Source organism: Pseudoalteromonas sp. EB27, assembly GCF_001974875.1.
GTDB lineage: Bacteria > Pseudomonadota > Gammaproteobacteria > Enterobacterales > Alteromonadaceae > Pseudoalteromonas.
Genome location: NZ_MTQD01000003.1, coordinates 195548 through 211341 on the forward strand (window position 1 = coordinate 195548; position 15794 = coordinate 211341).

14 protein-coding genes are annotated in these 15794 nt (G+C 39.2%); 9 read left to right on the top strand and 5 right to left on the bottom strand.

What is annotated here, in order from left to right:
* Positions 1–34: 34 nt before the first annotated feature.
* The 6 genes from BW142_RS05180 (at position 35) to adk (ending at position 6625) form a co-directional block, all read left to right on the top strand.
* On the top strand, positions 35–361 hold the full coding sequence (locus BW142_RS05180) for a YbaB/EbfC family nucleoid-associated protein (RefSeq protein ID WP_002962306.1): 327 nt from the start codon (positions 35–37) through the stop codon (positions 359–361).
* Between the two features lie 7 nt (positions 362–368).
* Positions 369–977, top strand: a complete 609-nt coding sequence (gene recR / locus BW142_RS05185) for a recombination mediator RecR (protein ID WP_008165968.1) — start codon at positions 369–371, stop codon at positions 975–977.
* Between the two features lie 140 nt (positions 978–1117).
* A complete protein-coding gene (locus BW142_RS05190) occupies positions 1118–3019 on the top strand; it encodes an MFS transporter (protein WP_076924122.1) in 1902 nt (633 codons plus the stop codon).
* Positions 3020–3023: 4 nt separating this feature from the next.
* Complete coding sequence (locus BW142_RS05195; protein WP_076924123.1) at positions 3024–3761, top strand: RluA family pseudouridine synthase; 738 nt, start codon at positions 3024–3026, stop codon at positions 3759–3761.
* Positions 3762–3879: 118 nt separating this feature from the next.
* Positions 3880–5793 (top strand): molecular chaperone HtpG, encoded by a 1914-nt coding sequence (gene htpG / locus BW142_RS05200; RefSeq protein WP_076924124.1) that lies wholly within the window; start codon positions 3880–3882, stop codon positions 5791–5793.
* A gap of 187 nt (positions 5794–5980) precedes the next feature.
* Positions 5981–6625, top strand: a complete 645-nt coding sequence (gene adk / locus BW142_RS05205) for an adenylate kinase (protein ID WP_076924125.1) — start codon at positions 5981–5983, stop codon at positions 6623–6625.
* A gap of 88 nt (positions 6626–6713) precedes the next feature.
* Here adk and tpx read toward each other — a convergent pair whose 3' ends face one another.
* The gene (gene tpx, locus BW142_RS05210; RefSeq protein ID WP_076924126.1) at positions 6714–7295 is read right to left on the bottom strand and encodes a thiol peroxidase; all 582 of its coding nucleotides are present in this window, start codon (positions 7293–7295) and stop codon (positions 6714–6716) included.
* 233 nt (positions 7296–7528) lie between these two features.
* On the opposite strand from tpx, the gene BW142_RS05215 reads away from it, so the two are divergent.
* Both BW142_RS05215 and BW142_RS05220 read left to right on the top strand, forming a co-directional pair.
* Positions 7529–8533, top strand: a complete 1005-nt coding sequence (locus BW142_RS05215; RefSeq protein WP_007584074.1) for a response regulator — start codon at positions 7529–7531, stop codon at positions 8531–8533.
* A gap of 3 nt (positions 8534–8536) precedes the next feature.
* Complete coding sequence (locus BW142_RS05220) at positions 8537–9508, top strand: diguanylate cyclase (RefSeq protein WP_076924127.1); 972 nt, start codon at positions 8537–8539, stop codon at positions 9506–9508.
* Between the two features lie 98 nt (positions 9509–9606).
* Here BW142_RS05220 and BW142_RS05225 read toward each other — a convergent pair whose 3' ends face one another.
* The 4 genes from BW142_RS05225 to BW142_RS05240 form a co-directional block, all read right to left on the bottom strand.
* Positions 9607–11121: a SpoVR family protein gene (locus BW142_RS05225; RefSeq protein ID WP_076924128.1), complete on the bottom strand. Its 1515-nt coding sequence runs from the start codon at positions 11119–11121 to the stop codon at positions 9607–9609.
* Between the two features lie 19 nt (positions 11122–11140).
* The gene (locus BW142_RS05230) at positions 11141–12424 is read right to left on the bottom strand and encodes a YeaH/YhbH family protein (RefSeq protein ID WP_076924130.1); all 1284 of its coding nucleotides are present in this window, start codon (positions 12422–12424) and stop codon (positions 11141–11143) included.
* Between the two features lie 31 nt (positions 12425–12455).
* The gene (locus tag BW142_RS05235) at positions 12456–14378 is read right to left on the bottom strand and encodes a PrkA family serine protein kinase (RefSeq protein WP_076924131.1); all 1923 of its coding nucleotides are present in this window, start codon (positions 14376–14378) and stop codon (positions 12456–12458) included.
* A 210-nt stretch (positions 14379–14588) separates the two neighbouring features.
* Complete coding sequence (locus BW142_RS05240) at positions 14589–15170, bottom strand: Fe-Mn family superoxide dismutase (RefSeq protein WP_076924132.1); 582 nt, start codon at positions 15168–15170, stop codon at positions 14589–14591.
* Positions 15171–15436: 266 nt separating this feature from the next.
* On the opposite strand from BW142_RS05240, the gene BW142_RS05245 reads away from it, so the two are divergent.
* The gene (locus tag BW142_RS05245) at positions 15437–15775 is read left to right on the top strand and encodes a Grx4 family monothiol glutaredoxin (protein WP_004335359.1); all 339 of its coding nucleotides are present in this window, start codon (positions 15437–15439) and stop codon (positions 15773–15775) included.
* Positions 15776–15794: the final 19 nt, after the last annotated feature.

Genomic DNA, 15794 nt, shown 5'->3' on the forward strand with positions numbered 1-15794 from the left:
GTTAATTAATGTATTAAAAGAAAGAGAGAAAGTTATGTTTAAAGGTGGAATGGGCAACATGATGAAGCAAGCGCAGCAAATGCAAGATCGCATGCAAAAAGCCCAAGACGAAATTGCAACATTAGAAGTTGTTGGCGAAGCCGGTGCCGGTTTAGTTAAAGTAACTATGCTTGGTAACCACAACGTACGTCGTGTTCAGCTTGATGAAAGCCTAATGGAAGACGACAAAGACATGATTGAAGACTTACTTGCAGCAGCATGTAACGATGCTGTACGCCGTGTTGCAGAAGAAACACAAGAGCGCATGGGTAAAGTAACTGGCGGTATGCAATTACCACCAGGTATGAAAATGCCGTTTTAAGTAAATAATGCAACTTTCAGATAGTTTAAATCAGCTTATAGAAGCACTGCGCTGCCAACCGGGCATTGGTCCAAAGTCAGCGCAACGTATTGCTTTTCACTTGCTTGAGCGCGACCGTAAAGGGGGCACTCAGCTTGGTAATGCACTCACTAAAGCAATGACAGCCATAGGGCATTGTCAGTCTTGTCGTACTTTTTGCGAACAAGCTCAGTGCGATATTTGTTTAAGTACAAAGCGTCAAGACAGCGGCATATTATGTGTTGTTGAATCGCCTACTGATGTGCTTGCCATTGAGCAAACGGGTCAGTACTTAGGGCTATACTTTGTTTTAATGGGTCATTTATCGCCAATTGACGGTATCGGCCCTAAAGAAATTGGCTTAGACGTTTTAGAGCAAAAACTTGCTCAAGGCGGTATTAATGAGGTTATTTTAGCGACTAACCCTACCGTTGAAGGCGATACTACTGCTCATTATATTGCTCAGCTTTGTCATAAATATAAAGTAGGTGCTTCGCGTATTGCTCACGGTATTCCTGTGGGGGGCGAGCTTGATTTAGTAGATGGTAGAACGCTTATGCATGCTTTTAGCGGCAGGCGTTTAGTTACACAAGACTAATTCTAAGCCACTATTTGAAAACAAACTGTAAAAGCCTACATGATTAAATTATGTAGGCTTTTTTGTTTTTAAGGTAAGCTTAGAGGTGGCCTGTTATGTTTTATTCTTGTAGGCTATCTATCTAATTAGTAAGGAACACAATGAAAGATAATCAACCCTACCAAGGTACATTGCTGGGTAGTAAGCGTTTTTTACCGCTTTTTATTACGCAGTTTTTCTCAGCGATAAACGATAACGTGTATAAGCAATCAGTGCTTATTCTATTGATATTTCAGGCTGCAACGCTTGCTGATGGCGCACTTTATTCAAATATTGCTGCTGGGTTATTTATCCTACCTTTCTTTTTATTTTCAGGGATGGCGGGGCAGCTAGCTGAAAAAACAGAAAAATCCAAACTCATCAGAATCGTAAAGCTATGTGAAATCCCTATTATGGTTGTAGGGGCAGTCTCTATTTTAACGCAGTACGTTTGGCTGATGTTAGCTACCGTATTTTTAATGGGCGTACAAAGTACGTTTTTTGGTCCACTAAAATACTCTATTTTACCGCAGCACGTAGCCCCTAACGAATTAACAAAAGCGAATGGCTTGGTTGAATCAGGCACGTTTGTGGCGATACTAATTGGTACAATTTTTGGCACCTATTATATTACTCAATCAGTAGGGCCTACGCTTATAAGTATTGCCGTATTAGTACTGGCCGTTATGGGTTATGTGAGCAGTCGCTTTATACCCATTAGTGAGGCAAACGAGCCTAACTTAAAATTTACCTATAATATATTTTCATCCACAAAAAACGTATTTTCAGCACTTAATTCGCAAACAGAATCGGTTGGTAAATCAGTACTTGGGATCAGTTGGTTTTGGTTAATAGGTGCAATCGTCCTAACTTCCCTACCGAATTATGTAAAGCACACGATGAGTGGGGATGAACTGGTAGTAACTAGTGCACTCGTTGTGTTTTCACTAAGTATTGCTATTGGTTCGTTATTGTGTGAAAAGCTTTCTCGCTCTCGAATAGAATTAGGAATTGTGCCTTTTGGCGCTATTTTAATTACCTTGTTTTTATACTTACTGAGCCAAGAGCCTGCTATTAGCTCTTATTTACCTCAAAACCTTGAATTATTGACGCTTGAGCAGTTATTAGAAACAGGCGACATGTTGTGGCATTTTGTATGGATGGCAGGCATTGGCATTGGCTCTGGTTTTTATACTGTACCGTTGTATGCGCTTATTCAACAGCGAACTGAAGAATCGAGTCGTTCTCGCGTTATAGCCGCTAACAATGTTTTAAATGCGTTGTTTATGGTGGGCAGTGCTATTTTGAGCATTGTAACACTGTCTGTTTTTGAGTGGAGTATTTCAGAGTTGCTACTGTTACTTGCTGGGCTAAACTTGCTTATATCTGTTTATATTTATACCAAAGTACCAGAGTTCTTTTTACGATTTATTATATATATTTTAGCTATTTGTATGTACAGAGTGCGTACAAAAGGTGAAAGTAATATTCCAGATGAAGGCGCTGCCGTTATAGTGTGTAATCACGTGAGCTTTGTAGATTGGATGTTTATTTTAGCAGCATCACCAAGGCCTATCCGGTTTATGGTATTTGCCCCTATTTATTATTCGCCAGCCCTACATTGGTTATTTAAAATGGCCAAAGCTATTCCCATTAACAGTGAAAAAACCAATCCGGAAGCGTTTAAAAAAGCGTTTGACGAAGTGGCTGCTGCGCTTAATAAAGGCGAACTTGTTGGTATTTTCCCTGAAGGAAAACTAACCAGTGACGGCTCTATCGATATTTTTCGCCGTGGAATCGAGCGCATTATTGAGCGCTCACCTGTGCCCGTTATTCCTGTGCATTTAGGGGGCCTGTGGGGAAGTATGTTTAGCCGAAAAGCTAAGTGGCAACTACCACGATTAAAATGGTCTTTGGTGTCGGTTGCAGTAGGTACCCCGATTGCCGCTGACAAAGTAGTAGCAGACGATTTACGTGAGCAAGTATTGGCTTTAAAAGCGCTTCATTCAAAAGATAGTGACTAATTTAATGATTAACTTAATGGCTAACTCAACATCGCATACACCTTCAGAACCACACAATATAGTTGATGATTTTGTAGCCCCTAAGTGCGACGGGTTTATTGAAATATTATATCAAGATGACGATATTTTACTGATCAATAAACCCAGTGGACTATTAAGCTTATCAGGTAAAAATCCGCTTAATTGGGACTCAGTGCATTACCGCTTAGTAAATGGTCAAAAGGGCTTAACAGCTGCATTTGCAGAAGCTAAGTTACCGCATCGGCTAGATTTGGGCACATCGGGCATTATGATTGTTGGATTAAACGCCAAAGCATCAAAGCATCTTAATAAGCAATTTCAGGCACGCACTATTCAAAAGCGTTATGTAGCCATGCTCGAAGGGGTCTTGGCTGTTGATAAGGGGTCAATTACTGCGCCAATAGCAAAGGATAAGCTGCTTTTTCCGCGAGTTAAAATTTGCCAAGCGACGGGCAAAGTAGCGGTGAGTGAATACAGTGTGCTTGAGCGGCTTAAACAACCGTGCAGAACCTTAGTGCAATTTACGCCCGTTACCGGACGTACCCATCAACTACGAATACACAGCCAGTTTATAGGGCACCCAATTTTAGGCTGTGATTTATATAAAAGTGCACAAAGTGAGTACATGGCAGGACGCTTACAATTACATGCCAGCGATTTATATTTTGAACATCCAACAACAAGCGAAAAGATTCATATTAATTGTCCGCACCCATTTTAGATAAACGAGATATTCTATTTTTTCGTTTCACCTTTTTTTGATTTTTCCCTTGAAGTTCTAACACCTCACCCCATATTAAGTGCATAACGCAGACACTTTGCAAATTGGAGATATATAAATGACTGCAGCACAAAAAGAAACATTAGGCTTTCAAACAGAAGTAAAACAATTATTAAACTTAATGATTCATTCTCTTTATTCTAATAAAGAAATATTTTTACGCGAACTTGTGTCAAACGCATCAGATGCGGCAGACAAGTTACGCTTTTTAGCGCTATCTCAAGGCGACCTTTACCAAGGTGATGCCGATTTACGTGTACGTATTAGCGCAGATAAAGAAGCAAATACAATTACCATTTCTGATAATGGTATTGGTATGACACGCGATGAAGTAATTAGCTCGCTAGGTACTATTGCAAAGTCGGGTACTGCTGAGTTTTTCAAAAACTTAACGGGTGATCAAAGTAAAGATTCACAGTTAATTGGTCAATTTGGTGTTGGTTTTTACTCAGCATTTATTGTTGCCGATTTAGTAACTGTTCGTACACGAAAAGCGGGTGAAACAACAGCTTACGAGTGGGAATCTCAAGGTGAAGGCGAATACACGCTTCAAGAAATTGAAAAAGAAGGCCGTGGTACCGACATTATTTTACATCTTCGTGATGAAGAAAAAGAATTTGCTGACGATTACCGCCTGCGCGGCATTGTTACTAAATACTCAGACCATATTTCAACACCTGTACAAATGTTTAAAGCAGAAGTACCAGAGTCTGAAGGCGAAGACGGCGAAAAAATTCCAGCAGTACCAGGTGAATGGGAAAGTATTAACCGTGCAACTGCATTGTGGACGCGTGATAAGTCAGAGCTTTCTGATGAAGAATACAAAGAGTTTTACAAGCACGTAAGCCACGACTGGGAAGATCCACTTAGCTGGGCACATAATAAGGTTGAAGGTAAAACTGAATACACGAGCCTTTTATACATCCCTAAAAAAGCACCTTTCGATTTATGGAACCGTGAACGCCAAAGTGGCTTAAAACTTTATGTACAACGTGTATTTGTAATGGATGATGCTGAGCAGTTCATGCCAAGCTACCTTCGTTTTGTGAAAGGTTTACTAGATTCAAACGATTTACCACTAAACGTATCTCGTGAAATTCTACAAGACAACAAAGTAACGCAAGCTATTCGTAAAGGGTGTACATCGCGCATTATTAAAATGCTTGAGCGTATGGCTAAAAACAAAGCTGACGATTACCAAGTATTTTGGAACGAGTTTGGCCAAGTAATGAAAGAAGGCCCAGCTGAAGATGCGGCAAATAAAGAAGCTGTGTGTAAACTATTACGTTTTTCTTCGACTCATACTGATTCAGAAACGCAAGATGTGTCGCTTGAGCAATATGTTGAGCGCATGAACGAAGGTCAGGATAAAATTTACTATGTAGTAGCTGATACATTTACCTCTGCGAAAAATTCTCCGCATTTAGAGATTTTCCGCAAAAAAGGCATTGAAGTATTACTACTAAGTGACCGTGTTGATGAGTGGATGATGAGCCACTTAACTGAATTTGCTGATAAGCAACTACAGTCAATTACACGTGGTGACCTAGATTTAGGTAAACTTGACGACGAAGAAACTAAAAAAGCACAAGAAGAGTCTGAAAAAGAAATGGCTGGGCTTGTTGAACGTATTAAAACAGCATTAGGTGAAGACGTTAAAGAAGTACGCTTTACGCACCGCTTAACAGATTCTCCAGCGTGTGTTGTAAGCGACGACAACGATATGAGCTCACAAATGCAAAAGCTAATGGAGTCTGTAGGTCAAGCAGCCCCAGAAGCAAAACCTGTGTTTGAGCTAAATCCAGAGCACCAACTTGTTAAGCATTTAAATGACGAACAAGATGAAGATAAGTTTTCACAGTGGTCACATGTTTTATTAGACCAAGCATTACTTGCAGAACGCGGTACACTTAAAGATCCAACAGGATTCGTTACTCGCTTAAACAAGCTAATGCTTGAACTAAGTAAGTAGTTAACTACTTATTTAGTTAATAAAAGTATAAATTATATACTTTAAATAAAAGGGAACGTGTGTTCCTTTTTTAATGCGCTGTAAATACATCAACAACTCATCAATTAGTATAAGTTGCTTGAGTATCTGCGGCGCTTGTGGAAGAATTCAGGCTTTAAAATAAATATCCATACTAGGGGACAATAATATGCGCATTATTCTTTTGGGCGCGCCGGGTGCAGGTAAAGGTACTCAAGCTCAGTTTTTAATGGACAAATACGGTATTCCACAAATTTCTACTGGCGATATGTTACGTGCGGCAATTAAAGAAGGCACACCACTAGGCCTAGAAGCAAAAAAAGTAATGGATGCTGGTCAACTAATTTCTGATGATATTATTATTGGTTTAGTAAAAGAGCGTATTACTAAAGCGGATTGTGAGAAAGGCTTTTTACTTGATGGCTTCCCACGCACTATTCCTCAAGCTGATGCAATGAAAGAAAATGGCGTAGTGGTTGATCACGTTATTGAATTTGATGTTGCTGATGAAGTAATTGTTGAGCGCATGGGCGGACGTCGCGTTCACCCTGGTTCTGGTCGTGTCTACCACGTTGTTTACAATCCACCAAAAGTGGAAGGTAAAGACAACGAAACAGGGGAAGACTTAATTGTTCGCGCAGACGACACTGAAGAAACAGTACGTAAACGTTTAGGTATTTACCACGAACAAACTATGCCATTAGTTGATTACTACCAAGCAGAAGCTGCTGCTGGTAACACTCAGTACCACAAACTAGATGGTACACAAGCTGTTGAAGCTGTAAGTTCACAACTTGGTGAGCTTTTAGGTTAATTATAAAAGCACATTAAAAAACCGCCAATTGGCGGTTTTTTATTTTAAGTCTATTTAGCCTTGCTTAATTAGTGCTAATTAATCGGCTTTACAGCGTTTTAAGTTTCTCAATTACGCTGTTATATTCTGGTTCAGTTGAAAGACTACTAACTAATTGTTTATAAATGATGTTGTGACTTTCATCTAAAATAAATACAGTTCGCGTTAGTAAACCCATATCTTTAATAATTAATCCGTATTTTTGGCCAAAATCGCGCCAAACAGAATCAGATAACGTAGTGATTTTATCGATATTTTCAGCTTTGCAAAAACGCTTTTGAGCAAATGGTAAATCAGCACTAATTGTCAACATAGCAACCGCAGGAAATTGCGAGGCTACTTTTTCATTAAAGTGTTTAGTTTGCAGGCTACAAATACCTGTATCAAGGCTGGGTACTACACTTATCAATACAGCTTGACCTTTGTAATCCTCAAGCGTTACAGGGATGAAGTTGTCATCAACTACTTTGAAATTTGGCGCACTATCACCTACTGAGACACCTTTGCCTAATAAAGTTACTGGTTTGCCCTGTGCAGATACTTTTCCTATGTCTAGCGTGTTTTCTGGGTAATCGGCTGCAATAGCCACAGAGCAAAATGCACTCAAAACAAAGGTAAGTGAACGTAACATAAGGTATTTCCTTTTAAATTAACGCAATGGGCGTCAGTGTATTATACTGCGCTATAGTAACCAAGTGATTATACAGCTCTAATTAAACTGGGATTAGTTCTGTAATATAAAAATTGTAACTGTGCTAAACTTTGATTAACATGAAGTTACAAAATATATCTTCAATAATAAAAATAAAAACCACTATAAAGTAATTTTAATGCTCATGACTGGTTTAGAAACAGAGAGATAATATGTCAACATCGGTACTAATATGTGATGACTCAAAATTAGCTAGGCGTCAACTAGCTCGCTCATTACCTGAAGATTGGGATATTAAAGTTGAATTTGCACTCGACGGTGTTGATTGTATAAAGCAAATAAAGTTAATTGAACCAGAGATACTTTTTCTCGATTTAAATATGCCTGAAATGGATGGCTATGAAGTTTTAATCGCTATGAAAGAACAGGGGCTAAACATACTCACTGTTGTCGTCTCTGGTGATATACAGCCAAGTGCACACCAAAGAGTGCTTGAACTTGGTGCTATCGATTTTATTCAAAAGCCATGTTCCCCCGAAAAGCTAGCCAGCATAATTGAACACCATGGGATTAAAGATAAAGCTATGCGTGAGCGTCTCTCTCATTCGCTAGGAGAGCAAGTCGACCCTGATGTTCGAGATATATACCAAGAGCTAACTAACGTTGCTATGGGTCAGGCTGGGGATTTACTTGCGCGCCTTCTTAATGTGTTTGTCGAGCTACCAATTCCTAATGTGAATATTTTGGAAGTTAATGAACTCGATATGGCGCTGCAGTCTATAGACAATAATGCAGCTACATCGGGTGTGTGCCAGGGCTTTATTGGCGGTGGTATTTCGGGCGAGGCGCTATTACTTTTAAATGATTCAAGCTTTAAAGAAATAGCTTCTTTGATGAATTATGACGGTGAGTTAAACGATAAAATTGAACTTGAGCTGCTTATGGATATTAGTAATATTTTGATAGGCGCTATTTTAACGGGACTTTCTAAGCAGCTCGATATGTCATTTAGCCAAGGGCACCCGATTGTACTTGGCCAACACCGAGACGTGTCTGAACTGGTTAAATCAAATAAGTCACGTTGGCAGCGTACGCTTGCTATAGAGATTAGTTACGGTATTGAAAACCATGATATAAATTGCGATCTCATGCTGTTATTTACTGAAGATTCACTTAAAACTTTGAAGTACAAAGTTGCTTACCTATTAGAAGATTAAGTTATGGCTGCTGATTTAGAGATGACTGAAATCCATTGGTTAATGGATATGTTCAATACCGTTGATGTAGGCCTTGTAGTGCTTAATAGAGACTATAAAGTGTGTGTATGGAATGGTTTTATGGAAAACCATTCAGGGCTTCTACCAAGCGCAGTAAAAGATAAAGACCTATTTGATTTATTTCCAGCAATAGACGAAAAATGGTTTAGAAGTAAATCAGAATCGGTTTTTGTTTTAAAAAACCGCTCTTTTACGATTTGGGAGCAGCAGCCATACATTTTTAGGTTTAAAAATTATCGACCTATTACTGGTAAAGCTGATTACATGTATCAAAATGCCACATTTATCCCTCTTACAAATACGATGGGCGAAGTTAGCCATATTTGTATTATTTTGTACGATGTAACAGATGTAGCGGTTAATAAAAAAGAGCTTGAAGAGTTAAACAAAAAATTAGAACAAGTAAGTCAAACAGATAGCTTAACGCAGCTTGCAAACCGTGGACACTGGGAAGGTACGCTACGCCAAGAGTTTTTAAGAGTTAAGCGAAGTGGTGGCTGTAGTACATTATTAATGTTTGATATTGATCACTTTAAAAAAATAAATGATGAATACGGACATAGCTGCGGTGATGAAGCGCTCCGTCATTTATCTAACTTACTACGTACGACGCTGCGCGAAACTGATGTTGCAGGGCGCTATGGCGGTGAAGAGTTTGCAGTGACATTACTTGATACAGATAAAGAAGGCGCTTTTGTATTTGCTGAGCGTTTAAGGGTGCTGATTGAAACTAACCCTGTTAAGTATAAACACTTTGAAATAACAATGACGGTAAGTATAGGGCTAGCTGGTAACAGTAATGATTTTAAAAATCATGAGCGCTGGATAGAGGCTGCAGATAAAGCATTGTACCAGTCTAAAAATACAGGGCGAAATAAAGTAATAGCCTACGAAGATATAAAAAATGACGCTTAAGCGTCATTTTTTATATCCAGAATTTAGAGTTAAATAATAGGGTGTTTGTATAGTCAGCTAAGCCAACCAGCACAACAAATTTTTATTATCCCCTATTGTTACTCAGTTGTGTGTCGAGAGTCATCGGTTGGACACTGACCAATTATAGAGACCTCACCACAATTTGACTCTTGTTCAAGTTTTACTTTAAACCCCCATAATCTGTAAAGATGCTTAATTACTTCTTTGTGCGAGTTTGCTAAAGGAATATTATTATGGGGTACATAGCGTAAGGTTAGTGAACGGTCACCTCTAATATCAACATCATACACTTGAATGTTAGGCTCATGATTACTCAAGTTGTACTGCGCTGAGAGGGCTTCTCTCACTGCTTTATAGCCGTTGTCGTTATGTATTGCGCCAATTTCTAAATGGGGATTATTAGTATGATCAATAATAGTAAATAATTTAAAATCACGAATTAACTTAGGTGATAAAAACTGGCTAATAAAACTCTCGTCTTTAAAGTTTTCCATTGCAAAATGCAGTGTATCTAGCCAATTACTGCCTGCATATTCAGGGAACCAGCGTTTATCTTCTTGTGTTGGGTGCTCACATATTCTGCGAATATCAACCATCATATTAAAGCCTAAAGCGTATGGGTTAATGCCTGAATAATACTTACTGTTATAAGGTGGCTGATAAACTACGTTGGTGTGGCTTTGTAAAAATTCTAACATAAACGAGTCGGTGAGCTTTCCCTCATCATATAAGTGATTAAGGATGGTGTAATGCCAAAAAGTTGCCCAACCTTCGTTCATTACTTGAGTTTGTTTTTGTGGGTAAAAGTATTGCGAAATTTTACGAACAATACGTATCACTTCACGTTGCCAAGAGTCCAGTAATGGAGCATTTTTTTCAATAAAATACAAAATATTTTCTTGGGGTTCAGAAGGAAAATGGCGGACTTTCTTTTTGGTTTCTTGCTGTTGCTCAGGAATAGTCCGCCATAATTCATTTACTTGCGATTGAAGGTAGTCTTCACGCTCTTGTTGGCGTTTTTGCTCTTCAAATAACGATATTTGTTGTGGACGTTTGTAGCGATCGACTCCGTAATTCATTAATGCATGACATGAATCGAGCAGGGCTTCTACTTGTGTAATACCGTGCTTTTCTTCACAGCGGCTTATGTAGTTTTTAGCAAATACCAAGTAATCAATAATTGAGCCAGCATCGGTCCAGGTTTTAAATAAGTAATTACCTTTAAAAAATGAGTTATGTCCGTAACATGCATGCGCCATTACAAGTGCTTGCATAGGTAGGGTATTTTCTTCCATTAAGTACGCAATACAAGGGTCTGAATTTATCACTATTTCGTAAGCGAGACCCATTTGTCCGCGCTTATAATTTTGCTCTGTTTGAATGAACTTTTTACCGTACGACCAATGACTGTAGCCAATAGGCATACCAACGCTTGAATAAGCATCCATCATTTGCTCTGCGGTTATCACTTCAATTTGATTAGGGTATGTGTCTAACCTGTAGTGAGCTGCAACACGGGCAATTTCACCTTGGTATTCATTTAATAAATCAAAGGTCCAATCTGGGCCATCACTCAATCGTTTATCATTCATAATGCTACCTCGCTTTAGGCTATGCAGAGTTTTGCTGTTGACGACCTTTTTTAAATAGCTCCCTAAAAATTGGGTAAATATCTTCAACGCTTTGAATATGCTGTATGGCGAAATTACTATGGCTGTGTGTTATGGATTCATATTCGCGCCATAGGCTTTGATGAGCACGAGTGGTTATTTCAATATACGCAAAATAGCGTACTGCGCTTAAGAGCTTATTATGTAAAATTTCACCACACTGCGGGGTGTCGTCAGCCCAGTTATCGCCATCAGAGGCTTGTGCGGCGTATACATTCCACTCGTTTGCGTGATAACGCTCTTTTATTATTTCGTTCATTAATTTAAGTGCGCTTGAAACAATAGTGCCGCCCGTTTCTTGGGAATAAAAAAACTCTTGCTCGTCTACTTCTTTTGCTTGGGTGTGGTGGCGAATATAAACAACTTCTATGTCTTTATAGCTGCGTGTTAAAAATTGATAGAGCAAAATATAAAAGCGCTTTGCCATGTCTTTTGTTGGCTGGTCCATTGAGCCTGACACATCCATAATACAAAACATCACCGCTTTGCTGGTGGGATGAGGGCGCTTTTCGTAGTTACGAAAACGTAAATCGTAGTTATCAATAAACGGAACCGACTTAATTTGCACTTTTAATGCTGCAATTTCTTTTTGTAATAAAGCAATTGCTGCTTTATCGTTATGTGGGCTAGCAAGTAGCAGAGCAAGTTGTTCTTCGAGCTCTTTTAAACGGCGTTTTTTACCTGCACTCATTGCCACACGTCGTGCAAGCGAGCCTTGAAGTGAGCGGACAATATCAATATTACTTGGCATGCCGTCGCTACAAAAACCTGCGCGGTGGGTTTTCATTTGCACTAACTTATCAAGTTGGTTTTCTTGTAAGTTAGGGAGCTCTAAATCTTCAAACAGTAAATCAAGGTATTCATCTTTTGATATTGAAAATACAAACTCATCTTGTCCTTCGCCCGAATCGCTGGCGTCACCTTCACCGGCACCGCCGCCTTGCCCGCCTTTAGGGCGCTCAATTTTATCACCTGTAGTGAACTGATCGTTACCAGGGTGAATTTGTTCTCTATTCCCGCCTTGCCCTTGATGAAACGTGGGTTCGCTGATATCGCGTTGTGGAATAGAAATACTCTCACCAGAGCTTGAATCGGTAACGCTGCGTTTGTTAATCGCATCTGAAACTGCTTCTTTAATTTGCTTTTTATAGCGCCTAATAAAGCGCTGGCGATTAAGCGTACTTTTATTTTTTCCGTTTAAACGCCTATCTATAAAATGCGCCATATTGACCTCCTATATACTACGACTATGAAGGTTATTGCGATTTTCTAACCCGTAAATACCACTCAGAAAGCAAGCGAACTTGTTTTTGTGTATAGCCTTTTTCGACCATACGGTTCACAAAGTCTTCGTGCTTTTGCTGATCCTCTGCAGACGTTTTAGTATTAAACGAAATAACGGGGAGTAAATCTTCGGTATTAGAGAACATTTTTTTCTCAATTACCGTGCGTAATTTTTCGTAGCTTGTCCATAGTGGGTTTTTACCGTTGTTGTGTGCACGGGCACGCAGTACAAAGTTCACTATTTCATTACGGAAATCTTTAGGGTTGGAAATTCCTGCTGGCTTTTCTATTTTTTCAAGTTCGGCATTAAGTGCCTCGCGGTCAAATAGTTGTCCGGTATCGGGGTCGCGATATTCTTGGTCTTGTATCCAAAAGTCTGCATAAATTACATAACGGTCAAAAATATTTTGTCCGTATTCTGAGTAGGATTCTAAATAGGCGGTTTGCAGTTCTTTACCTATAAACTCAACGTATTGCGGTATTAAATAGCCTTTTAAAAAGCTTAAATAACGCTCTTCTATTTCATTTGAAAATTGCTCGCGCTCTATCTGTTGCTCAAGCACATAAAATAAGTGCACCGGATTTGCAGCAACCTCAGTGGTATCAAAGTTAAACACGCGGGATAAAATTTTAAACGCAAAACGAGTAGATAATCCCGTCATACCTTCATCAACACCTGCGTAATCGCGGTATTCTTGATACGATTTTGCTTTAGGGTCGGTGTCTTTTAGAGTTTCGCCATCGTATACCCGCATTTTTGAATAAACACTTGAATTTTCTGGCTCTTTTAAACGTGATAGCGTCGTAAATTGCGCCAATGTTTTAAGTGTACCTGGTGCGCATGGCGCGTTGTACAGCTCGCTGTGCTCAAGTAATTTGTCGTAAATTTTAATTTCTTCAGTTACACGTAAGCAATAAGGGACTTTTACAATATAAACACGGTCTAAAAATGCTTCGTTGTTTTTATTGTTTTTAAAGGTTTGCCACTCAGACTCATTAGAGTGAGCGAGGATCATGCCATTAAAGGGCAGAGCACTAATTCCTTCTGTGCCGTTGTAGTTACCTTCTTGGGTTGCAGTAAGTAAAGGATGCAGCACTTTAATCGGTGCTTTAAACATTTCTACAAATTCCATCAGCCCTTGGTTAGCTAAACATAAAGAGCCCGAATAGGCGTATGCATCAGGATCATTTTGAGCAAAGTGCTCAAGCTGGCGAATATCGACCTTACCCACTAGCGCCGAAATATCCTGGTTGTTTTCATCTCCAGGTTCTGTTTTGGCAATGCCTATTTGGTTTAAAATAGAAGGGTAGCGTTTAACCACTCTAAACTGGCTTATATCACCATTGAACTCTTTTAAGCGTTTGCCAACCCAAGGCGACATAATGGTTTTTAAGTAGCGCGGTTTAATACCGTATTCTTTGCTGAGTACGTCTGCATCTTCGATAGGATCAAACAAGGAGAGGGGGTGGTCGTTTACAGGAGACCCTTTAATTGAATAAATAGGCACTTGTTGCATTAAATATTTTAGTTTTTCAGCAATGGATGATTTACCCCCTCCAACAGGTCCAAGTAAATAAAGCACTTGTTTGCATTCTTCTAGCCCCTGAGCCGCATGTTTTAAATAAGAGACTATTTGCTCGATGGCGTCTTCCATACCATAAAAATCAGCAAAGGCAGGGTAGCGCGCAACTACTCTATTTGAAAATAATCGACTTAGTCGTGCATCCGTTGCGGTATCTACCATGTGTGGTTCGCCAATTGCCATGAGTAGGCGTTCTGGTGCGCTGGCGTAGGCAGACTTATCGGTTTTACAAATCTCAAGAAATTCAGCGATACTGTATTCTTCTTCCTGTGCCGCTTCGTATCGTGCTTGGTAATGCTCAAAAATCGTCATAATAACCTCCGAAACCCGCTGTAAAAAGGTGCTTACCTTTTAAAGTCTAGTCACGAATGTGTATTTTTGTGCAATAAAATTAAAAATTTAAGTGAAAAAAGATCATGTTACTAAAAGTGTTTTATTAAATGGTGAGGCGCTTAGGTGTGATAAACAAGAAACAAAAAAAGACGCCTAAGCGTCTTTTTTACATTAGCGTTTAAAGGCTAATTAAGCGAAGTTAGAGTTCGCGAATTCCCAGTTAACAAGCGACCAAAAACCTTTAAGGTAATCTGGACGAACGTTACGGTAATCAATGTAGTAAGCGTGTTCCCATAAATCCACTGTAAGGATTGGAGTAACGCCATCATCAGTTAATGGTGTAGCAGCGTTAGATGTATTAACGATGTCTAGTGAACCATCAGCAAGCTTAACTAACCACGTCCAGCTTGAACCAAAGTTATTTACTGCTTTGTCATTTAATGCATCTTTAAACGCATCAAAAGAACCCCATTTAGCGTTGATTGCATCAGCAACTGCGCCAGTAGGCTCGCCGCCGCCGTTTGGAGATAAGCTGTTCCAGTAAAAAGTATGGTTCCAGATTTGTGCTGCGTTGTTAAATACGCCGCCTTCTGATGAACATACGATCTCTTCTAGAGATTTGTTTTCAAACTCAGTACCAGGGATTAAACCATTAAGCTTAACCACGTATGTGTTGTGGTGTTTGCCATGGTGAAACTCTAGCGTTTCTTTTGAAATATGTGGCTCAAGTGCGTCGATTGCATATGGTAGTGACGGTAGTTCAAATGCCATTTTTTTATCTCCATCTTCTTTGGTTGATAGTCCATTTGGTAATACGTAAAGCCTGTTGAAACAGAGCAGTTACCTATACCAAGCGGTAATATAGTGTTACTATAATTGTTGAGTATTTTACTCAAGTTTAAGCAAACAGCAATGCTATTGCGAAAGACTATTTCAATTGCGGCTTTATTTGCCCATTTTAAGTTATATATTTGTGGTCACGATGAGTTATTTTCAAGACCTAAATATATTTAGCTATCGTTACTTTGAGGTTGTAGATGGAAACCATTGATAAAATTAAACAGCAAATTTCAGAAAATCCAATAATCCTTTTCATGAAAGGGTCACCAAAATTACCAAATTGTGGTTTTTCTTCACAAGCATCGCAAGCGTTAATGTCATGTGGTGAACCATTTGCATACGTTGATATTTTACTTAATCCAGACATTCGTGCTGAGCTTCCAGCATATGCAAATTGGCCAACATTCCCACAACTTTGGGTAGATGGCGAATTAGTTGGTGGTTGTGACATTATTATCGAAATGTTTCAACGCGGTGAATTACAGCCGTTAATTACTGAAACTGCTGCTAAATATAAAGAAGCTGACGCAGAGTAATTTATTACTCAACCTGAAC